The organism is Candidatus Sulfurimonas baltica (assembly GCF_015265455.1).
GTDB lineage: Bacteria > Campylobacterota > Campylobacteria > Campylobacterales > Sulfurimonadaceae > Sulfurimonas > Sulfurimonas baltica.
The window spans coordinates 2538999-2560123 of the sequence record NZ_CP054492.1; the positions used below are offsets into that span (position 1 = coordinate 2538999).

At 37.8% G+C, this 21125-nt stretch carries 16 protein-coding genes; 10 read left to right on the forward strand and 6 right to left on the reverse strand.

Annotated elements, in window-relative coordinates; all coding sequences use genetic code 11:
* Position 1: 1 nt before the first annotated feature.
* The gene (locus tag HUE88_RS13905; protein ID WP_229860089.1) at positions 2-1624 is read right to left on the reverse strand and encodes a lipoyl synthase; all 1623 of its coding nucleotides are present in this window, start codon (positions 1622-1624) and stop codon (positions 2-4) included.
* Between the two features lie 137 nt (positions 1625-1761).
* On the opposite strand from HUE88_RS13905, the gene acsA reads away from it, so the two are divergent.
* Genes acsA through amrS form a run of 8 tightly spaced genes read left to right on the forward strand, consistent with a single transcriptional unit; the run spans position 1762 to position 11473 of the window.
* Entirely contained in the window at positions 1762-3513 is a 1752-nt protein-coding gene (gene acsA / locus HUE88_RS12755) for an acetate--CoA ligase (protein ID WP_194369546.1), read from the forward strand.
* 11 nt (positions 3514-3524) lie between these two features.
* Positions 3525-4499, forward strand: a complete 975-nt coding sequence (gene pdhA / locus HUE88_RS12760) for a pyruvate dehydrogenase (acetyl-transferring) E1 component subunit alpha (protein WP_194369547.1) — start codon at positions 3525-3527, stop codon at positions 4497-4499.
* Positions 4492-5475, forward strand: coding sequence for an alpha-ketoacid dehydrogenase subunit beta (locus HUE88_RS12765; protein WP_194369549.1), 984 nt, complete (start codon positions 4492-4494; stop codon positions 5473-5475). Before pdhA ends, HUE88_RS12765 begins: the two co-directional genes overlap by 8 nt.
* The gene (locus tag HUE88_RS12770) at positions 5472-6671 is read left to right on the forward strand and encodes a dihydrolipoamide acetyltransferase family protein (RefSeq protein WP_194369551.1); all 1200 of its coding nucleotides are present in this window, start codon (positions 5472-5474) and stop codon (positions 6669-6671) included. Before HUE88_RS12765 ends, HUE88_RS12770 begins: the two co-directional genes overlap by 4 nt.
* Entirely contained in the window at positions 6668-6910 is a 243-nt protein-coding gene (locus HUE88_RS12775; protein WP_194369553.1) for an acyl carrier protein, read from the forward strand. The genes HUE88_RS12770 and HUE88_RS12775 overlap by 4 nt, the downstream gene beginning before the upstream one ends.
* A gap of 12 nt (positions 6911-6922) precedes the next feature.
* Entirely contained in the window at positions 6923-7741 is an 819-nt protein-coding gene (locus HUE88_RS12780; protein WP_194369555.1) for a hypothetical protein, read from the forward strand.
* A gap of 2 nt (positions 7742-7743) precedes the next feature.
* Positions 7744-10431: a cation-translocating P-type ATPase gene (locus HUE88_RS12785; RefSeq protein ID WP_194369557.1), complete on the forward strand. Its 2688-nt coding sequence runs from the start codon at positions 7744-7746 to the stop codon at positions 10429-10431.
* 16 nt (positions 10432-10447) lie between these two features.
* On the forward strand, positions 10448-11473 hold the full coding sequence (gene amrS / locus HUE88_RS12790; protein WP_194369559.1) for an AmmeMemoRadiSam system radical SAM enzyme: 1026 nt from the start codon (positions 10448-10450) through the stop codon (positions 11471-11473).
* 5 nt (positions 11474-11478) lie between these two features.
* Here amrS and HUE88_RS12795 read toward each other — a convergent pair whose 3' ends face one another.
* Positions 11479-13140 carry a GspE/PulE family protein gene (locus tag HUE88_RS12795; RefSeq protein ID WP_229860090.1) on the reverse strand — a complete coding sequence of 554 codons (1662 nt, stop codon included), beginning with the start codon at positions 13138-13140 and terminating at the stop codon, positions 11479-11481.
* Between the two features lie 72 nt (positions 13141-13212).
* The gene (rdgB, locus tag HUE88_RS12800) at positions 13213-13800 is read right to left on the reverse strand and encodes an RdgB/HAM1 family non-canonical purine NTP pyrophosphatase (RefSeq protein WP_194369563.1); all 588 of its coding nucleotides are present in this window, start codon (positions 13798-13800) and stop codon (positions 13213-13215) included.
* A gap of 108 nt (positions 13801-13908) precedes the next feature.
* Here rdgB and HUE88_RS12805 point away from each other — a divergent pair, with 108 nt between their 5' ends.
* A complete protein-coding gene (locus HUE88_RS12805) occupies positions 13909-15225 on the forward strand; it encodes an MFS transporter (protein WP_194369565.1) in 1317 nt (438 codons plus the stop codon).
* Between the two features lie 31 nt (positions 15226-15256).
* Complete coding sequence (locus tag HUE88_RS12810; protein ID WP_194369567.1) at positions 15257-17026, forward strand: ABC transporter ATP-binding protein; 1770 nt, start codon at positions 15257-15259, stop codon at positions 17024-17026.
* 50 nt (positions 17027-17076) lie between these two features.
* Here the strand turns inward: HUE88_RS12810 and infC are convergent, their stop codons facing one another.
* From infC to ilvD, 3 genes are read right to left on the reverse strand one after another with little or no spacing between them, the layout of a single operon-like run.
* Positions 17077-17568, reverse strand: a complete 492-nt coding sequence (infC, locus tag HUE88_RS12815) for a translation initiation factor IF-3 (protein ID WP_430733205.1) — start codon at positions 17566-17568, stop codon at positions 17077-17079.
* Between the two features lie 20 nt (positions 17569-17588).
* A complete protein-coding gene (gene thrS, locus HUE88_RS12820) occupies positions 17589-19397 on the reverse strand; it encodes a threonine--tRNA ligase (RefSeq protein ID WP_194369571.1) in 1809 nt (602 codons plus the stop codon).
* A 28-nt stretch (positions 19398-19425) separates the two neighbouring features.
* Entirely contained in the window at positions 19426-21111 is a 1686-nt protein-coding gene (ilvD, locus tag HUE88_RS12825; protein ID WP_194369572.1) for a dihydroxy-acid dehydratase, read from the reverse strand.
* Positions 21112-21125: the final 14 nt, after the last annotated feature.

The following is a 21125-nucleotide window of genomic DNA, read 5'->3' on the forward strand; positions in this document are numbered from 1 at the left end:
ACTAAACTCCCACTTCTAAATATTCATGAGCCATGTAACTGCTGCGAGTATATGGTGAACTTTTTATATGAGCAAAACCCATATTCATTCCACTGTTTCTAAAATTCTCAAATCTCTCAGGCAGAGAGTATTCTACTACCGGTGTATGGTTATTTGACGGTGATAAAAACTGACCTATGCTTAAGTAGTCGCAACCGGCATCCAACAGCTCATGCATAAGAGTCTCAACCTCTTCATCTCTTTCTCCAAAACCGAGCATAATCCCACTTTTTATTGCAATATCAGGATTTAATGATGCTAACAATTTTAACACCCGCAGTGAACGCCTGTACTCTGAGCCTTTTCGTACATGGTAGAGTCTGGGGACTGTCTCTAGGTTGTGACCTATAATATCTGCTCCGCTCTTGGCAATCAATTTTAGTGACTCTTTATTTTCTCTCATGTCAGGAATCAGTAACTCTACTACAATCGAGTCATCAACTGCTTTAATGGCACTTACAGTTCTACAAAAATGCTCAGCTCCACCATCGATTAAATCATCTCTAGTCGGGCTTGTAATTACTACATGTTGTAATCCAAGTCGCTTTACTGTTTGTGCTACATTTTCAGGCTCGTTTATATCAAGTGGCATCGGTTTTCCTTTTGCCACCGCACAAAAGCTACATGTACGGGTGCATAGTGTTCCTAAAATCAAAAATGTGGCTAGTTTTTGAGAGAAACACTCGCTTATATTTTGGCACATTGCCTCTTGGCAGACTGTATTTACATGAGTATCTGTAAATATAGATTCTAACTCAGCATTAATACTTGGTCTGATTTTTTTATGTAACCATTGTGGTTTTGATGTAATATGTTTAGCACCTTGATTCCATGTTTTTAGAGTGTATTTATTTTCTAAAAGCTCATCTGCACTCCTCTGTTCTTCTATTCTTAGAGTATCAGAAACCATATTGACCTTAAAAGTTTGAGAAAAACTCTCTACGAGCAATTGGGATAACTGCTTGTCTGTTGCTTTTATCCCTATTTTATTTAATGTGCTTATATCCTCTAAATCTTTTAAAAAAACTTCTTTTAAAAAGATTTCGTCCAAACTAATTGGAATGCTCCCATGCTGAAAAAGTGTTTTAGAGGTGTACCGTTGGGCATTACCACCAATTTTTTTACCATCTATTACAATGTCATAAGGCTCATTAGCTACCATACATATATCTGATTTTGAAACATCAAGTTTCAAATCATAAGCAAAACTAGCACTAAGTCCTAACCTTTTATAAAACTCAATAAGAAATTTGCATAAGTAACGGTAGCTTTTTTTAACCCCTACATCTTTAAAACTCTCTCTTGGCAAAATCAAAGAGTAAGAGAGGTCTCCGCCATGAACTAAAACACCTCCACCTGTCATACGACGAACATATGAGATATTCAGATTATCAAGTCTCTCTAAATCAAGAGTCTCTCTAACATTTGAAAATCTCCCAAGACTCAAAGATGGCTTCCATCTGTAAAGCCTAAAAATTGGTAAATCACCCTCTTTAAAGTTATTTAAAAGAGCTTCATCAATTGCCAAATTATGCTCAGCAGTTCCATATCCGGTATAAATTAGTCGCCATGATTTAAGATTCATAAAGAACTCCTAAAGTTTTATATTTTTGTAACAGATAAAAAATCTATTCTTTGTAAATTTAACTAATTTTAACTTAAAATATTATATTCTATGCTATTATTTTTAAAAACTATAACAGACTTTTTAAAGGATCTGATATGAATGAGAAGTGGATTGAGAAAAATATAGATAGTTTTGCAGTTAAACCTAACCTAATTGATTACGAAAAAGAGTATAAAGAGTTTAACTGGGAAAAGGTAGAAAGTGAGTTTGAAGGATATCTCTCAGGGGGATTAAATATTGCCCACGAGGCGATTGACAGACATGCAAACGGCGTCCTTTCAGAAAAAATAGCTTTAGTATGGCTTGGTCAAAATGGAGAGAGAAAAACTTACACATTCGGCAAAATAAAAAAAGAGAGTGCAAAATTTGCCAATGTTTTAAAAACTCTTGGGCTGTGCAAGGGGGAGAGAGTCTTTACCCTCTCTTCTCGCATACCTGAACTATATATATCAGTTATAGGGATACTCAAAAACCAAAATGTTCTCTGTCCTCTGTTTTCGCAGTTTGGTCCACAACCTATACTTCAACGGATGCAAAGAGGCGATGCAAAAGTCCTTCTAACTACAAAAAAACTTTATGAAAAAAAAATTATTCCTATTTTAGATGAGTTATCGGAGCTGCGTTTTATATTACTTCTTGACTCTGATGAGGATGAGAGTGAAAAGGTACTCTCATATTCACGTCTGATGAAAAAAGCCTCTGATATATTTGAGATTCCCCATACAAACCTTGGAGATATGTCAATTTTACACTTCACAAGCGGAACTACAGGCATGCCAAAGGGGGTTGTACATGTACATAAAGTTATTTATACCCACTGGATTAGCGGCAAGTATGTACTTGACCTACATGTAGACGATGTTTACTGGTGCAGCGCTGATCCCGGCTGGGTAACTGGAACATCATACGGCATCATTACCCCTTGGATTCATGGAGTTACAAATATTGTCGATGAGGGTGAGTTTGACGGGGCAAGGTGGTACAAAACACTCCAAGATGAGAAGGTAACTGTTTGGTACACCGCTCCTACAGCAATTCGCCGACTTATGAGGATAGATTCTGAACCTACTGAGGAGTATGACCTCTCTCATCTTCGACTTATACAGAGTGTTGGCGAGCCGTTAAATCCTGAGGCCGTTGTTTGGGGAGAGAGAAAACTTAAACTTCCTATTCATGACAACTGGTGGCAGACGGAAACGGGCGGGATTATGATTGCAAACTTTATCTCTCAAACCATCCGTCCCGGTTCTATGGGTAGACCTCTTCCTGGCATTGAAGCTGGCATTATACATGTGAATGATGATGGAACTGTTACAGAAGTTAGTGAGCCAAATAAGGAGGGAGATTTAGCCATTAAAGTTGGATTCCCATCTCTATTTAGAGCTTATCTACATGAACATGAGAAATATGATAAATGTTTTGTTGGAGATTGGTACATCTCCGGTGATTTGGCGTACAAAGACAAAGATGGGTACTTTTGGTTTGTAGGTCGGGCGGATGATATCATCAAAACCTCCGGTCATATGGTTGGTCCTTTTGAGGTTGAGAGTACACTTATGGAGCATCCGGCAGTTGCTGAAGCTGGAGTTATCGGCAAGCCTGATGAGCTTATAGGTCAACTTGTAAAAGCCTTTGTATCTCTAAAATCAGGATATAAACCAAGTGAGGAGCTCAAACGTGAACTCATAGGTTTCGGGCGTAAAAAACTCGGGGTTGCTGTAGCCCCAAAAGAGATAGAGTTTCAGGAAAACCTCCCAAAGACCAGAAGCGGAAAGATTATGCGCAGACTGCTCAAAGCAAGAGAGATGGGACTACCTGAGGGTGACACCTCAACACTTGAAGATTAAAGGGGTTTGTAATGGAACTTGATTTAACTAAAGCTAAAGAGTTTTACTCCAAAATGCTTTTGATTCGGCGATTTGAAGAGAGGTGCGTAGAGTTTTATTCTAAGCAAAAAATTCGTGGTTTTTTACATCTTTACATTGGTGAAGAGGCTATAGCAGTGGGAATAATGAGTGCATTGACTCCAGAGGATGCTGTCCTTGCAACATATAGAGAACACGGACAAGCATTAGCAAAGGGAGTAAGTGCAAACAGCATTATGGCAGAGTTGTTTGGTAAGCAGGAGGGAACTTCACGTGGACGAGGCGGTTCTATGCATCTTTTTGATGCAAATACACGATTTTATGGAGGTACTGCCATAGTTGCTGGCGGTTTACCTCTTGCTGTTGGAATGGCATTAGCAGATAAAATGATGAAACGTAATCGTGTAACAGTTTGTATGTTTGGTGATGGAGCCGTTGCTGAAGGGGAGTTTCATGAGTCTCTAAATCTTGCCGCATTATGGAATTTACCAGTTCTTTTTGTTTGTGAAAATAATCGTTATGCTATGGGAACTGCTTTAAATTTAACAGAATCTGAAACAGATATTTATAAAAAAGCAGCCTCATACAAGATAAACTCAAAACAGGTAGACGGGATGAGTGTTATAGAGGTGGCTAAAGCTGCTTCAAGGGCTGTAGAAGACATTAAAGATGGGAAAGGACCCGTATTCCTTGAGTGTCTTACCTACCGTTTTCGTGCCCACTCTATGTTTGATGCTGAACTATATCGGGAAAAAGTTGAAGTTGAGGAGTGGAAAGAAAAAGGTCCATTGGTTGTGTTTCAAAAGAGACTTGAAGAGATGGGACTATGGTCTGAGATGGATGTAAAAGAGCTTGAAGATGAAATAAAAAATACCATGGATGAAGCAGTAGAGTTTGCAGAGAATGGCACACTTGAACCTATAGAAGATTTAGAAAAATTTGTTTACTCGGAGGTGAGTAATGGATAATACTATTACATATCGTGAAGCTGTTAGAGAAGCTATCCGTAAAGCTATGAGTGAAGATGAACGAGTTTTTTTGATGGGTGAAGATGTTGGTAATTATGGTGGTTCTTACGCAGTTAGCAGAGGACTTTTAGATGAGTTTGGCCGTGAACGAATCATAGATACACCTCTTAGTGAATCAGCTTTTACAGGTGCGGGTATTGGTGCAGCAATGAACGGAATGAGACCTATTGTAGAGATTATGACTGTAAATTTTAGCCTTTTAGCACTCGATCAGATTATAAATAATGCTGGAAGTTTGCTTCACATGTCAGGAGGACAGTTCAATGTTCCTTTAGTTATTCGTATGGCAACAGGTGTCGGCAATCAATTAGGTGCCCAACACTCTCACTCACTAGAGGGATGGCTGTCATATATAGTTGGTGTAAAAGTTTTAACACCAGCAACGGTACAAGATGCTTATGACATGATTGGTTTGGCTTTGAGTGATCCAGACCCTGTTCTGGTTTTTGAGAACTCACTTCTTTATAATTCTAAAGGCTCACTCGACACTAAATCTACACCGATACCTATTGGAAAAGCCTTGGTTCATAGACCTGGTAAAGATATAACGATTTTAACCTATGGAATAAATCTTTTTAAAGCACTCGAAGCTGCCGAGACTTTAGCAAAAGATGGGATTGATGCGGAAGTAATTGACCTACGTTCTCTTCGCCCATTGGATGATGAGACAATTATGAAGTCAGTAGCCAAAACGCATAGAGTTGTCATTGTGGATGATGGGTGGAAGTCAGGCAGTATCTCAGCTGAGATTATGGCCCGCATTAATGAGCAGGCATTTTATGAACTAGATGCTCCTATGGCTAGAGTGTGTACTCTCGAAGTTCCTCTTCCTTATGCTAAGCATCTTGAAGATGCTGCCATTGTACAGGTTGATAAAATAATCGAGATGGCAAAGAAAGTGATGGTGCAATCATGAGCAAATTTCTTATGCCTAGTTTGGGCGCAGACATGGAGTCGGCTATCTTAATGGAGTGGCTTGTTAAAGAGGGAGACAGAGTAAGCAAGGGTCAGATAATAGCCGAAGTTGAGACCAGCAAGGGTGTTATTGAGATAGAAGTTTTTGAAGATGGCATTGTTGAAAAACTATTGGTAAAAGAGGAGAGCGAATGCAAAGTTGGGGAGCCTCTTGCTATTATTGCTTCTGATGAAAAGAAACCTCTACATGTAGAAGAAAAACATGAATCTAAACAACCGGTCGTGCAAGAGACAAAAGAGGAACAAATAGTATCAGAGCCACCTAAACCGACAGCTTTACATGTAGAGCAAGAAGCGCGTCTAAAGATATCCCCTGCAGCTCGCAAAAAAGCGGGTGAAACAGGTGCTGATTTATCAAAGTTTGACCCTAATGACGGAGTTGTACAACTTAGCAAAATAGAGGCTGCTTCCACTACAGAACAAGAAGAACCAACTAAAATAGAATCAAAATCAGATACTCATATAGAGAAAAATAGTGGTATGCGTCAAGCCATAGCGACTGCCATGAGTCGCTCCAATGCTGAAATACCACACTATTACCTTTCAACTTCAATCAACATGACACCGGCACTAAAATACCTAGAAGAGCTAAACAAAAAACGCAGTATCAAAGATAGAATACTCCCTGTTGCCATTTTAATTCGTGCAGTTGTTCTATCACTAAAAGAGGTCCCTGAGCTAAACGGTTTTTGGCAAAATAATTCACACCAGATAAGCAAAGAGATTCATCCAGGTATCGCCATAGCACTGCGAAAAGGGGGATTAATTACCCCTGCACTATTAAATGCAGATATTATGACTATAGATGACACAATGAACTCTTTAAGTGATTTGATAACACGAACTCGTGGTGGTAAACTCCGCTCCACAGAGATGACTTCTCAAACAATCACCATCACAAACTTGGGCGATTTGGGGGTTGAGAGTGTGTTTGGAGTTATTTATCCTCCCCAGCTTGCAGTTGTGGGGCTAGGAGCCATCATAGATTCCCCTTGGGCTGAGGGTGATGCTCTTTGTGTGAGAAAAGTTATGCGGGCAACTTTAGCAGGTGACCACCGCGCAACCGACGGTCGCACGGGGGGAGTATTTTTAGACAGACTAAACCACTATTTACAAAATCCAAAGGAGCTATTATGACAAAAGAGGAACTAAAACGGGCGATAATTGAGCAAATTTTGGAAATTGCCCCCGATGTAGATGAGAGTGAGATAGATCCAGATGCGAATATTCAGCGCTCTTTAGAGATAGACTCGTTTGATTTTTTAAAAATTCTTACATCCTTGAATGAAAAAGTTGGTATTGAAGTTCCTGAGGCCGATTATGCCAAGGTTGATACTGTGGAACATATGGCTGAGTACTTCTCAAAACATTTGTAAACTGCAAAAAACATGAAAGTTATAGCTACAATTAATGGAAGTATCACCGCAGAGAGCATGGCGTTTTATGCTTTGAAATATGCGCAAGTCCAAAATCTAACGCTTGTTCTGCTACATGTAGAGAATAAAAAAGATAATTTAGATGATGTTCATGCGAGCATGCATAGGATAACCACCATATCTGAATCCCAAAATATTAAAACTGAGCGTGTGCTCCTAAAGGGCTCTACCCAAAAGGCTATCAAACTCTTTTTATCGGACGGTTTTACAGACACTATTTTCTGTAGCACGCGGAAAAAAAAGAATCTGCTGAGCAACTCATTTAGCTTGCTCTTGACAAAAATGAACCTTAATGTTGATATTGCTATTGTCCGTATTACCAAGATAAGCAGTATTATGGATTTAGACAGTGTAGTACTCTCTATAAAAGAGGACAGACTCTCAGTTGAGAAGTTTACTTTTTTTTCAACAATCGCCTTGGCATTTAAGGCAGAGGGAGAGATATACTCCGTGTCAAGCATGTCAGTAAGGGAGCTATCAAGAGTAGATATACATAAAGCCAGAGAGAAGCTCGGGGTTATCAATCACAATCTAAGACACTACCTAAAACTCGCAAATATAATGAAATTTCCTCTTAATATCAAGCATGATTTTACCAATAGTGAATCCAAAAGCATATTTACCCATGTAGTAAAATCAGATGCTCAATTGGTTGTGATTGGTGCTAAACGACTATCGATAACATCCTTTTTAAACAAAGAGATGCCTATAGAAAAGTTGATGCGTGAAGCTTCTGTAAACACCATTGCATATTACCCTAAAGAGAAGTAGCAATGCAGCCGTATAAACTGAACTCTCAGGAACTTTTTGAAAGCTTTCACACCTCAAAAAATGGCTTAAGCACAAAAGAGGCTAATCGCAGAATAGTCGATTTTGGCGAGAATAAAATTCAAAGCCAAACAAAGAAGAACTATCTTTTAGAGTATTTAAAACAGTATATACAGTTCTTCGCTCTTTTGCTTGAAGTAGCGGCTTTTTTGGCATTTATCGCCGATTATTACGCTCCTAATGAGGGGAATGACATTCTTGCCTATGCAATTTTGATAGCTGTAATTATTAATGCTACTTTCGCTTTTTGGCAGGAGTACAAGGCAGATAAAGCAATGGAGGCGCTAGTAAGGCTTATGCCGAGTATGGTTACCCTTGTGCGAGATGGCGAGGTGAAAACTATTGATGCAAAAGATTTGGTTCCCGGCGATATTATTATTCTTGAAGAGGGGAATAAAATCGCTGCTGATGCTGTTTTAATAAAAAACACGACACTCTACATAAATACTTCATCACTAAACGGCGAATCAAGACCCTCAAGGCGCGAATTGGAGATTGACAGCAATATTACATGCGCTTTAGATGCAAGAAATATGGTTTTTGCAGGTACTGCCGTTATTTCCGGAAGTGCAGAGGCAGTAGTAGTCTCAACGGGACAAAGTACGGAGTTTGGAAAAATAGCAACACTTACAAAAAATGTTCAAAAAACCATCACCCCTATGCAAAAAGAGGTCATTCGTATTACCCATATTCTCACTATTATTGCTCTTGGAATGGGTCTGCTGTTTTTTTTATTTGGAGTCTTTTCAGAGCAGAGCCTTTTAATGGCCTCCATATTTGCCCTCTCACTCATTGTTGCAAATGTACCTGAGGGAATGCTCCCAACCATAACACTATCACTCTCTTTGGCGTCGCAGCGTATGGCAAAGAGAAATGCACTTATAAAAAATCTTGATTCTGTCCAGACTCTAGGGAGTGCCACCGTTATATGCACTGACAAGACAGGCACTCTTACACGAAATGAGATGACGCTAAAAGAGCTTGTTTTGGCTGGTGGTGAGTATATAACGGTCGGAGGAGAGGGGTATGCCACCGAAGGTGAATTTGATTTTGACAACTCTAATGAGAGTTCACAAACCCGTTTAGATGAGATATTAACAGCAGGGTTTATAAATTGTCGTGCAACTATCGAAGATAAAAAACTTTTTGGAGACCCAACAGAACTTGCCATTGTGGTTGCTGCTAAAAAACGCAATATTGACCTAAGTTCATTAGAGAAGATTGATGAGATCCCATTTACCAGTGAGAGAAAAATGATGTCATCTGTCTGTATAAAATCTGAAGAGAAGATTCTATACATAAAAGGTGCTGCTGAAGTTATCTTTGAAAAAGCAACACATTTTTTAGACAAAGACCAAGCCGTGAAAATTTTTGATGATGATGCCAAAAAACGTATGCAAATGAGTGCCGAAGCATTTGAGAATGAGGCATACCGTGTATTGGCAATTGCGAAAAATTCAGACATTATAGAAGAGGGACTAACGCTTCTAGGCCTTGTAGCCATAATGGATTTACCAAGAGAAGAGGTAAAAGAGGCGATAGCACAGTGTAAAACGGCCGGAATACGCACTATGATGATTACCGGTGACAACTCTAAAACCGCTCAGGCAATAGCCAAAAAAATCGGTCTTGAATTTGATCGCGTACTGACAGGAGATGAAGTACGGATGTTGAGAGAAGAGGAGCTGGAAAAAATTCTCTCAAAAGAGAGTGTACTTTTTGCAAGAATGGCGAGTAATCAAAAATTAAAAATTGCCATTGCTCTTCAAAACTGCGGTGAAATAGTGGCGATGACCGGAGACGGAGTCAATGATGCCCCAGCACTAAAGCGTGCAGATATTGGCATAGCTATGGGTATTTCAGGCACAGATGTAGCAAAAGAAGCGGCTGATATGATACTCCTTGATGACAATTTCAACTCTATAGTCGCAGCGATAGAAGAAGGGAGAGCAGTATATTTTAATATTAAAAAATTCGTAACATATATACTCTCTTCAAATGTTCCAGAAATTGTCCCTTACATCTTGCACTTTTTTTTACTCATACCGCTACCGCTTTCAGTTATTCAAATCCTCTCAATAGACCTAGGTTCAGATATGCTCCCAGGGCTTGCTCTGGGGAGTGAAAAACCTGAAAAAAATATCATGAAATCTCCGCCGGTAGGAAGAGGCGAAAAGATTCTTGATTGGGAGGTGTTTAAAAGAGGCTACTTTTTTATCGGTGTTATTGAAGCGACTGCCGCTATGGTAGCCTTCATAAGCTTCTTATCTCTTCATGGATGGGAGTATGGAACTGTTGATTTGAAAAACCCTCTGTTGCAGTCTCAGGCAATGACTATGACTCTTTTAGGTGCAATAAGCTGTCAGTTGGTCAATGTTTGGACTATGCGCAGCTGGGAGTATTCAGCTTGGAGCGTTGGGTGGACAAGCAACAGGCTTCTTCTTGGAGCTATGGCTCTGGAGTTTTTATGGATTTGGATGATGCTCAGTTATGAACCTGTCCAAAAAATATTTCACACCGCTTCCATTCCTCTCAATGAGTTGTGGATATTGCTGCCTTTTCCAATGATACTTTTTGTCAGTCATGAATACTATAAATATACAAAACGTTCAGAAAAAGCAAATTTAATTTAATTACAAGGAGTTTAAGATGTCAGAAAGAGCATGGCTAAGTAAGAGGCTTGAATCGGGGAAAATTTTGTGCCAAGCATGTGCGCAAGCATGTAAGCTTGACGAGGGTGAATATGGTATTTGCGGGGTTAGAAGAGTTGAAGAGGGTGAGTTAAGACTTCTAGTTTATGGTCTGGCCGCTGCTGTAAATGTAGACCCGGTGGAGAAAAAACCTATGTTTCATTTTTTGCCAAAAAGCAGAGCTTTCTCTGTTGGAACAGTTGGTTGTAACTTCTCCTGTAAATTTTGTCAAAACTATGATATATCTCAGTACCCAAAAGAGCATGAGCATAAAATCATAGGTCATGAACTTCCCCCTGAAAGCATAGTAAAGTTAGCGCTAGAAAATGGATGCGACTCTATTGCCTATACCTACAATGAGCCGGTTGTCTTTTTTGAATACACTTACGACACAGCAAAACTCGCACATGAGAGAGGACTGAAAAATATCTACGTTACAAGTGGATTTGAAACGCATAAAGCGATAGACCTGCTTGAGCCTTACATTGACGGGATGAATATAGATATTAAAAGTTTTTCAGATGAGTTCTACAAAGAGATTTGCGGAGCAAGACTTGAACCTGTACTTGAGTGTGTTAGATATGCTCATAAAAAGGGGATATGGGTAGAGATTACAACGTTGCTGATACCTGGGAAAAATGATTCTGATGACGAGATTCGCTCTATTGCAAAATTTTTAGCAAATATTGACACATCTATCCCCTGGCATCTATCCGCTTTTCACCCCACATATAAAATGCTAGAACCTCCTCGTACTCCGGAATCCACCCTGCTTCGTGCTTACAATATAGGTCAAGAAGAGGGTTTGAAATACCTATATATAGGAAATGTGGACAACGAGGATTACGAATCTACCTACTGCCCAAAATGCAATAAAAGAGTAATTGACAGAAGTGGAAATATTGGACAGTTTGTTACAAATGAACTCAATGAAAACGGTAGCTGTCCGAAGTGTGGCTATAAACTAGATGGCATATGGAGTTAATATTTTCAATCAACTATCCGCATCACCTCTTGCAGGCTGGTAGCTCCTTTGATAAGTTTTTCAAGGGCATCGGTTTTCATGTCACAGCTTTTAGTACTGCGGATATAGTTGTGTAATTCGATACTGCTTTTATTGTGTTCAATCATATCTCTAATTATCTCATCAACCTGGAGCACTTCTACAACAGCTATGCGCCCAATGTAGCCACTTTGTCTACAGTGTTCACACCCTACTGCTTCATATATTTTCACCCTCTCACTCTTAGGTGACAAGATTGTTTCAGCTGAATCAGAAAAGTATTTAATTAGCTCATCTCGAGAGAGTTCTACCTCTTTTTTACACTCATTACAGAGCCTTCTCAGTAGCTTTTGTGATACTATACAGAGCAGTCCATCGGCTAAAAGATACTTATCAACTCCAAGATCTTTAAGACGTGCTATTGTGGTAGTGCCACTGCTTCCAGAGAGTGTTGATAATATAAGATGCCCCGTTGCAGAACTCTGTATTGCCAGCTTCGCTGTTTGCTCATCTAAAATCTCACCAATAGCAATTACATCCGGATCCTGCCGTGCTATGGAATGAAGAGCCTTGTTGTATGTATAGTTTGAGCGGGTATTAATCTGCACCTGATTGACGAATGGGAGATGGTACTCCACCGGCTCTTCAACACTTAGCACGTTTCTCTTTAGTATGTCAATTTTACGCAGCATTGCATAGAGAGTTGTTGTTTTTCCACTTCCGCTAGCACCTACAATAAGTATAATCCCACTATTTTTTTGTAAATTATAACTAAGCTGTTTAACCAAGTCTGGCTCAAAACCTAGATTTTCAAGGGTAAGAAGCTTGAAGTTTTCAGGCATAAGCCTAAGTGCAAGTTTTTCCCCATTTACTGTGGGGATGATAGATACTCTAATATTATAATTACTCTGAAAAAATTCAAATTCAAATTCACCGTTTTGTGGTAAAAGGTGCTGGGCAATATCGAGGCTAGAGAGTACTTTTATACGTAAGAGTATATGATTGTGCACTGCCGAGGGTATGGAATATGAGTGTTTTAACACACCGTCAATCCGGTAAAAAATGTGAGAGGTAAGCAGTTCTGGTGTTATATGAATATCAGTGGCACGATTTTTCAAAGCATTACTTATAATTAGATTCATAAAAGCAATTACATCAAGTTCTTGTTTTTCAACAGAATCTTCAATCATATCATTAATTCTATTTTCAATCGGATAATCAAGCTCTTCATAATAAAACTGAATATACTTCCCAATCACTTTAGTGTCACTTACTGTAAAACGGATTGGATAGCCTGTACTCTCTTGAAGATATTCTAACATTGTCTCATCATTCGGCCATGCAGTTGCTACGACAAGAACACCTTCATCTACTTTTAAAGGTAACACCATATTTAAAATAGCGAACTCACTCTCAATCAACTTCAATGCCTCTCTCATAGGGACATAACTATCTAAATCAATATATTCAAGATTGTGCAAAAGGGCAATAGCGTGCGCCAATTCATCTGTTGTAACAAAATTAAGTTTTACAAGAATTTCACCAAGGACTTCATTTGTTGCTTTTTGCACATGTAGCGCCGCTTCGAGCTGTTCTTGGGAAACAGTTTGCATCTCTTTTAAAATCTCGCCGATAATCTGAGCTCTCATCATCTGTACCTTTACATGTAATAAAGGTTATTATACAATATTATTTGTTAAATAATATTTTACAATGTTGCTTTAAAGAGTTTTTAAAATAGACTTAGCTAGATTTAGAGCTTTTGAGCGGTGTGATAATTTTTTCTTAACTTCATCATCCAGCTCTCCTAAAGTTTTATTAAAACCTAATGGAATAAACATAGGATCGTATCCAAATCCGCTATCTCCGATTGCTTCATTTATGGCTGTGCCGTGCATCCATCCATGAACACAATACTCCCCATTTTTTGTAACTATCGCTATTGCCGCGGTATAGTGGGCAGGCGATGAGCTGACATTTTTATCTTTTATATCCTTAATAAGTTTATATAAATTGTCTTTGTCGTTTGCATCTTTGCCTGCATGTCTTGCGCTGTAGATACCAGGCTTTCCATCAAGAACATCAACACTTATCCCGCTATCATCGGCTATAACTATAACGTCATCATCATTTAATGCTTTAAAAACCGCTCTTGCTTTTATTAGAGCATTCTCCTTGAAACTATTACCATCTTCTATAATTTCAAACTCTTCCATAAGTTCAGAGTATGGAATGACTTCATAATCCTCACAAAGCGCTTTTATCTCTCTTACTTTACCTTTGTTTGACGTAGCCAATACCAACTTCACATACAATCCTTACAGTTTACTTTATTTACTAACTTTTTCAATCTACAAAGTTAGTGTAAACAATCTTTTAAATATAATATCACCATTATATAATATTTAAGGTATCAAATGTTTAAAAAAGTCTTTCCCCTCTCAGCAATTCTTTCTCTTAGATTCTTAGGTTTATTTTTAGTTTTGCCGGTTATATCTGTATACGCTCTGGGTCTAGAAAATTCTACACCACTTTTAGTTGGAGTCGTCGTCGGCGGATACGCACTAACTCAAGCAATCTTTCAAGTCCCCTTTGGAACAATGAGTGATAAAATAGGAAGAAAACCCACCCTTCTTGTTGGTCTTCTTATATTCTTAATTGGTTCGGTAGTATGTGCATACTCTACTGATATTTACACTCTTATGATTGGTCGTTTTCTTCAGGGTGCCGGTGCAATCGGCTCTGTAATAACAGCTATGATTTCTGATTTAGTTGAGGAAGAGATTCGCGGCAAAGCGATGGCTATAATGGGTGGAACAATTGCTCTTAGTTTTGCTCTTGCTATGGGTCTTGGTCCAGTAATTGGAGCTAAGTATGGAGTAGAATCTTTATTTATAATCACTGCTGTTTTAGCAGTTTTTGCTATTGTTCTTCTTTTTACAAAAGTGCCGACTCCTCCGAGAATCAAACATATTTACCACGCAACGGCAAAAACTTCTGATATTTTAAAAGACTCTAATCTTTTAAATATGATTGTAATTAATGCAATGCAAAAAGGTCTTATGACAGTTGCTTTTGTTCTTATCCCTATTATTCTTACTAGCACAGACTTTGCTTGGGAGAAGTCTGACCTCTATATGGCTTATCTTCCAGCTATGATTTTTGGCTTAGTTGCTATGGGTCCAGCTGCCGTTTTTGGCGAAAAGTACAACAAACCAAAACAGATATTTTTAATCTCTATAGTTATGTTTATTGGCTCATTTTTAATTATGGGACTTACAGCTGACAGTACTGTTTTTGTAGTTGGTGTCGTGATGTTTTTTATCGGTTTCAATATGATGGAGCCTCTAGTACAGTCAATGATTACAAAGTTTGCAAAAGTTCACCAAAAAGGTGCAGCTCTTGGAATTTCAAACTCCGTTGCATATTTTGCTACATTCATCGGCGGTACATCTGCTGGACTTCTCTTGGGAATCAGTGACAGAGAGACAATAGGTATATCTGTAGCTGTTATAGCAACTCTATGGCTTTTGTGGACACTTAAACTTCAAAACCCGACCAAGCACTCTCATCTCTATCTTCCGCAGGATAATGTAGATATTAAAAAATTGACAAGCATTGAAAACGAGCATATTGCCGAGTGGTATATAAACGATAGTGAAAATATAGTTGTTGTAAAATATGTAACAGGTGCTATAACGCAAGAAGATTTAAAAACTAAAATCTCTAAATAAATTGTTGTAATTTGCTGGTATACTAACACTTATGGATAAAGGGCAAATAACACTAAAAACTATATTTAATCTCATTTTAGATAAAAAACCAGCTCTTATTTATGGGCAGGTAATAACTCTACTTGCTATACTAGTAAGTATCCCTGTTCCACTTATGCTTCCTATAATGGTTGATGAAATTCTTTTAAACAAGCCATCTTATTTTGTTAACAGCATAAACTATTTTGTTGGTGAAACAACACCATTTTACTATATAGCCTTGGTAACTTTTGCAGTTATATTTTTACGGTTTGTTTACTATGCTTTTGGTGTTGTAATAACAAAAATATTTACAAAAATATCAAAATATGTCACATTCATGATACGAACAAGACTACTGCAACATTTAAAAGTAACTTCCATGAATGAGTATGAAACATTAGGAAGCGGAGCTATAACTTCAAACTTAGTGACTGATGTGAATACTCTTGACAGTTTTATTATGACAAGCGTAAGTCGTTTTGTCTCTTCCGTTTTAACACTTTTAGCTGTTGGCATTGTAATGATTGCAATTGACCCTATTTTGGGAGTTCTAATTTTAATAATTCAGCCGCTTATTATGCTACTGAGTAAAAAGATGTCAAAAATTGTAGGTGCTTTAAAAAAAGAAGAGAATGAATCAATAGAGGCTTTTCAGAATAATGTTGGTGAGACACTAGAGCTTTATGGACAAATAAAAGCAAGCAACAAAGAAAACTACTTTTTCTCTAGTGCAATAGCACAAGCGCAAGATATTCAAAAAACTTCAAATGAATATGGATACAAAAGTATTGCTTATGAAAAACTATCATACACAATATTTTTGGTAATGTTTGAACTCTTGCGTGCCTCTGGTCTTCTTTTAGTTGCTTATAGTGATTTAAGCATAGGTATGATGTTCGCCATGTTTGGATATATTTGGTTTATAATGACTCCTGTTCAGGATATACTTTCTATGCAGTACAGTTATGCATCCGCAATGGCAGCGTTAAAACGTATAAATAAAATCCTTACTTTAAAAACTGAACATACAGGAAGTAAAACTATAGATTCAAAACAAGTAGATATATCTTTAAAAAATTTAAACTTCTCTTATGCGCTGGGGAAAAACACACTTCAAGATATCTCTTTAGATATAAAAGCTGGCTCTAAAATCGCTCTAATCGGGGCAAGCGGGAGTGGAAAAACTACTCTTGCCCAGATTATTTCAGGTTTTTATGAAAAAAATAGCGGTTCTCTTACTTACAATAATATAGAGATGCAAAATTTGGATAAAACTTCATTAAGAGAAAAAATATTTTTAGTTTTACAAATGCCAATACTATTTAACTCTACTCTTAGATTTAATATTACGATGGGCGATGTAGGCATTAGCGATGAACAGATAAATGAAGCATTACAAATTGCTCAACTCAAAGAGATGGTAGACTCTATGGACAATGGACTAGATACAGTCGTTGGGCATCATGGAGTTAGACTCTCAGGTGGACAGAGACAACGCCTAAGTATCGCTAGAATGATAATTGCAGATCCAAGTGTAGTAATATTTGATGAATCAACTTCTGCACTAGATGTGCATACTGAGGCAAAGCTTCATACTGCAATCGCACCAATATTAAAAGATAAAACAGTTATTACAATCGCACACAGATTGAGCACTGTTAAAAATGTTGATATTATTTATGTATTAGATGCTGGTAAAATCGTTCAAAGAGGTACTCATAAAGAGTTAGAAGAGGAAGAGGGACACTATATAGAGTTTGTTAAAAATCAATTACTCTAAAGATGATATTTTATAATATCATCTTTACGTTATGAAGAGGCTACTATATATTACTTTTTAGGAAGTACGTACATATTGTAGTAACGACCCTCAAATTTTGGTGATTTATCCATAACGCCAATATCTTCAACCATTGGCCAAATTCTTAAAAGAACATCTTTTGCAGCTTGAGGGTTAGCCATTTCACGACCTCTCAAGAAAACACGAAACTTTACATGTTTACCTTGTTCCAAGAATTCTCTTGCATGTTTAACTTTGTAGCTGATATCATTCTCAGCTATTTTTACAGACAACTTAATCTCTTTAATATCAATTTTAACTTGATTTTTTCTCTGTTCTTTAAGTTTTCTCTCTTCTTGGTATCTATATTTACCGTAATCCATAATCTTTGCAACAGGTGGTTTTGCATCAGGGGCAATTAGTACTAAGTCTAAACCTAACTCATTTGCTTTATCCATTGCCTCATCAAGAGAAACAATTCCTAAAGGTTCTCCTCCATCTACATTACATCTTAATTCCGTTGCACGGATATCGTCATTCATTATGACACGGTCTTTTTTAGTCAAAAATTTACCTCATTTATTTTAGTTTGTATAAGCGATAAGAAATCTTCTTCGCTTAGATTGTATTGCTCTCTCGTTCTTCTATCTCTAATTGCTACTGTTTTGTTCTGAATTTCATCATCACCAATAACTATTATCATAGGAACCCTAGTCTTTTCTGCAGTTCTTATTCTCTTGTTTAAAGAGTCATTTTTAGCATATATCACACTATCGGCATTAATGTCGATAAGTTTATCTGATAGTTGCTTAGCATAATCTTTATGAGTATCTGCAACCGGAACTATTGCCACTTGTGTTGGAGCTATAAACATTGGAAATTCACCGGCATAATGCTCAGTTAAAATTCCTATAAAACGCTCAAATGAACCTAAAATTGCTCTGTGAATCATAACCGGCTGAATTTTATCGTTATTCTCACCGTTATATTCTAGCTCAAATCTCTCTGGTAGATTGAAGTCGAGTTGAATTGTTCCACACTGCCACTCACGGCCAATTGCATCAGTTATTTTTATATCTATTTTAGGACCATAAAAAGCCCCTCCACCCTCGTCTATCTCATAAGGAAGATTGTTTTTGTCCATAGCATTTTTAAGAGCCTGTGTAGAAACTTCCCACACTTCATCATTTCCAACTGCTTTTTCTGGTTTAGTAGAGATCATCATCTTATAATCAAATTCAAAAGTTGACATAATCTTATCTACAAAATCAACAACTTCAATAATCTGCTCTTCTATCTGCTCTGTTGTACAAAAAATATGTGCATCGTCTTGAGTAAACTCACGAACACGGAAAAGTCCATGAAGCGCACCTGTCATCTCATGACGATGAACAACTCCATACTCAAAATATTTAATCGGTAAATCTCTATAAGAGTGTAATTCATCTTCATACACTTTGATGTGACCAACACAGTTCATTGGTTTTACGCCGAACTCTATTTCATCAATATTTGTGAAATACATGTTTTCACCATAATTTTGATAGTGTCCTGATGTTTTCCATAAATCACTTCTTAACATTTCCGGCCCACGCACAGGCTCATATCCACGCTTTCTGTGAGCTTTAAAAAGTAGAGACTCAAGTCTTGCACGAAGTCTTCCACCGGCTGGTAACCAGATAGGAAAACCTGCACCAACTTCTTCACGGAATGTAAACATTTTCATCTCGGCACCAATCTTACGGTGATCTCTCTTCTCAGCTTCTGCCATTTGGTCTAAATATGCTTTTAATGATTCTTTATCTGCGAAAGCTATACCGTATATACGAGTAAGCATCTCATTTTTTGAATCTCCACCAAGGTAAGCGCCAGAAATTTTAGTAAGTTTAAAGTATCTAATCAGTCCAATGTTTGGGAGGTGAGGTCCACGACATAAGTCTTCAAATTCACCCTGCTTATATATAGAAACAGTGTCACTCGGTATTCTCTCCATAACAGAAAGTTTCAGGTGGTCACCTTTAAACTTCTCTTTTGCCTCATCCATAGATATTTCATATTTCTCTATTTCGTACTTTTTCTTAGCAAAAGAAAGCATCTGCTTTTCAATGTTCTTTAAATCGGCTTCACCAACTTCTGAGTCAGTTTTAAAGTCATAATAAAACCCCTCTTTTACAGTAGGCCCTACGTAAAACTTTGCATCTGGATAGAGTGACTTTATAGCCTGAGCCATTAGATGGGCTGTTGAGTGACGAAGAACTTCTAAAGAGTCAGGCGAGTTATCAAGGTGTATTTGTTCACCCTCGAATCCTTGCTCTTTAGCAGTCTGTAGGTCAATTATTTCATCGTTATGTTTTATTGCTATTGCATTCAATATTCTATTCCTATTCTATATTTATCTATTACAGTTCAGTTTTTAAAATTGCACCATTTGATGCGTTAGAAACTAGTAGTTGGTATCTTTTAAGCCATTTAGATTTAACTTCATTCTTATGAGGTTTCCAAGCAGCTCTTCTTTTGGCGATAATTTCTTCACTTACATTAAGTTGTAAAAGATGGTTGTCAGTATCTAGCTCAATCTCATCACCATCTTCTATAAGTGCTATCACTCCACCCTCAGCAGCCTCAGGAGAGATATGACCAATACTTGCTCCACGAGTAGCACCGCTAAAGCGACCATCAGTTATAAGTGCGACAGACTCACCAAGCCCCATCCCCATAATAAGTGATGTTGGTGCTAGCATCTCTTGCATACCAGGACCACCCTTTGGACCCTCGTAACGAATAACGACAACATCACCAGACTTCACTTTATGACTCATTATGCCAGCAAGTGCTTCTGGCTGAGAGTTAAAACATACTGCCGTTCCTTTAAATTGCTTCATATTTCCAGTTATGCCTGCTGTTTTAACAACTGCTCCCTCTGTTGCAAGGTTTCCAAAAAGAATAGAAAGCCCACCAACTTGAGAGTAAGCATTTTCATTTGTATGAATAATGTTTTCATCTAAGATTTTAGCACCCGCTATTCTCTCGCCGAGAGTTTCGCCAGATACCATTAGAGAATCAAGGTGTAACAATCCACCACGACGAGCGACTTCACCCATAACTGCGTTTACTCCACCAGCTTTGTTTATATCATCCATATGAACAGTACTCAAAGATGGAGATATTTTTGCAATGTGAGCCACCTTGTCAGCTATTTTGTTAATGTTTTCAATTTTATAATCAACATCTGCCTCTCTTGCAATTGCTAGTAGGTGTAAAACAGTATTTGAACTTCCACCCATAGCCATATCAACAACAAATGCATTGTGAATTGCTTTTTCATTTAAAATATTTTTCATTTTAAATCTAGGATCTTCTGCCTTTGCCATTTCAACAACTCTTTTAGCAGCTTTTTTAACAAGCTCGATTCTTTCTGGAGTCATTGCTAATATTGTTCCATTTCCTGGAAGTGCTATCCCCATAGCTTCACATAAAGTATTCATAGAATTTGCAGTAAACATACCAGAACATGAACCACCACTTGGACATGCTTCACACTCAATCTCATAAAGTTCTTCGTCTGTCATCTTACCTTCAGCATGTTGACCAACAGCTTCAAATGCAGTTGCTAGGTCAATTGGTGTACCATCTTTTTTATGTCCTGCAGCCATTGGGCCACCTGAAACAAAGATAGTAGGAACATTAACACGAAGTGCTCCCATAATCATTCCTGGAACAATTTTATCACAGTTGGGGATACAAATCATTGCATCTAATTGGTGAGCATTCATTACGGTCTCTATAGAATCCGCAATAATTTCACGAGAAGGAAGAGAGTAAAGCATACCTTCATGACCCATTGCAATGCCGTCATCAACACCAATAGTATTGAATACAAATGGAACACCACCAGCCTCGCGAATAGCTTCTTTTACAATTTCACCATATTCGTGCAAGAAAAAATGCCCAGGGATAATATCTATGTAACTATTTGCTATTCCGATAAATGGTTTATCAAAATCTTCATCTTTTAAACCTGTTGCACGAAGTAGTGAACGGTGAGGAGCTTTATCAAACCCTTTTTTAATAATGTCACTTCTCATAAAAATCCTTATAC

What these genes read in the sequence shown, in the direction of transcription:
- HUE88_RS13905 (WP_229860089.1), bottom strand. Translation starts at nt 1,624, where the DNA reads ATGAATCTTAAATCATGGCGACTAATTTATACCGGATATGGAACTGCT.
- acsA (WP_194369546.1), top strand. Translation starts at nt 1,762, where the DNA reads ATGAATGAGAAGTGGATTGAGAAAAATATAGATAGTTTTGCAGTTAAA.
- pdhA (WP_194369547.1), top strand. Translation starts at nt 3,525, where the DNA reads ATGGAACTTGATTTAACTAAAGCTAAAGAGTTTTACTCCAAAATGCTT.
- HUE88_RS12765 (WP_194369549.1), top strand. Translation starts at nt 4,492, where the DNA reads ATGGATAATACTATTACATATCGTGAAGCTGTTAGAGAAGCTATCCGT.
- HUE88_RS12770 (WP_194369551.1), top strand. Translation starts at nt 5,472, where the DNA reads ATGAGCAAATTTCTTATGCCTAGTTTGGGCGCAGACATGGAGTCGGCT.
- HUE88_RS12775 (WP_194369553.1), top strand. Translation starts at nt 6,668, where the DNA reads ATGACAAAAGAGGAACTAAAACGGGCGATAATTGAGCAAATTTTGGAA.
- HUE88_RS12780 (WP_194369555.1), top strand. Translation starts at nt 6,923, where the DNA reads ATGAAAGTTATAGCTACAATTAATGGAAGTATCACCGCAGAGAGCATG.
- HUE88_RS12785 (WP_194369557.1), top strand. Translation starts at nt 7,744, where the DNA reads ATGCAGCCGTATAAACTGAACTCTCAGGAACTTTTTGAAAGCTTTCAC.
- amrS (WP_194369559.1), top strand. Translation starts at nt 10,448, where the DNA reads ATGTCAGAAAGAGCATGGCTAAGTAAGAGGCTTGAATCGGGGAAAATT.
- HUE88_RS12795 (WP_229860090.1), bottom strand. Translation starts at nt 13,140, where the DNA reads ATGAGAGCTCAGATTATCGGCGAGATTTTAAAAGAGATGCAAACTGTT.
- HUE88_RS12805 (WP_194369565.1), top strand. Translation starts at nt 13,909, where the DNA reads ATGTTTAAAAAAGTCTTTCCCCTCTCAGCAATTCTTTCTCTTAGATTC.
- HUE88_RS12810 (WP_194369567.1), top strand. Translation starts at nt 15,257, where the DNA reads ATGGATAAAGGGCAAATAACACTAAAAACTATATTTAATCTCATTTTA.
- infC (WP_430733205.1), bottom strand. Translation starts at nt 17,568, where the DNA reads ATGAATGACGATATCCGTGCAACGGAATTAAGATGTAATGTAGATGGA.
- ilvD (WP_194369572.1), bottom strand. Translation starts at nt 21,111, where the DNA reads ATGAGAAGTGACATTATTAAAAAAGGGTTTGATAAAGCTCCTCACCGT.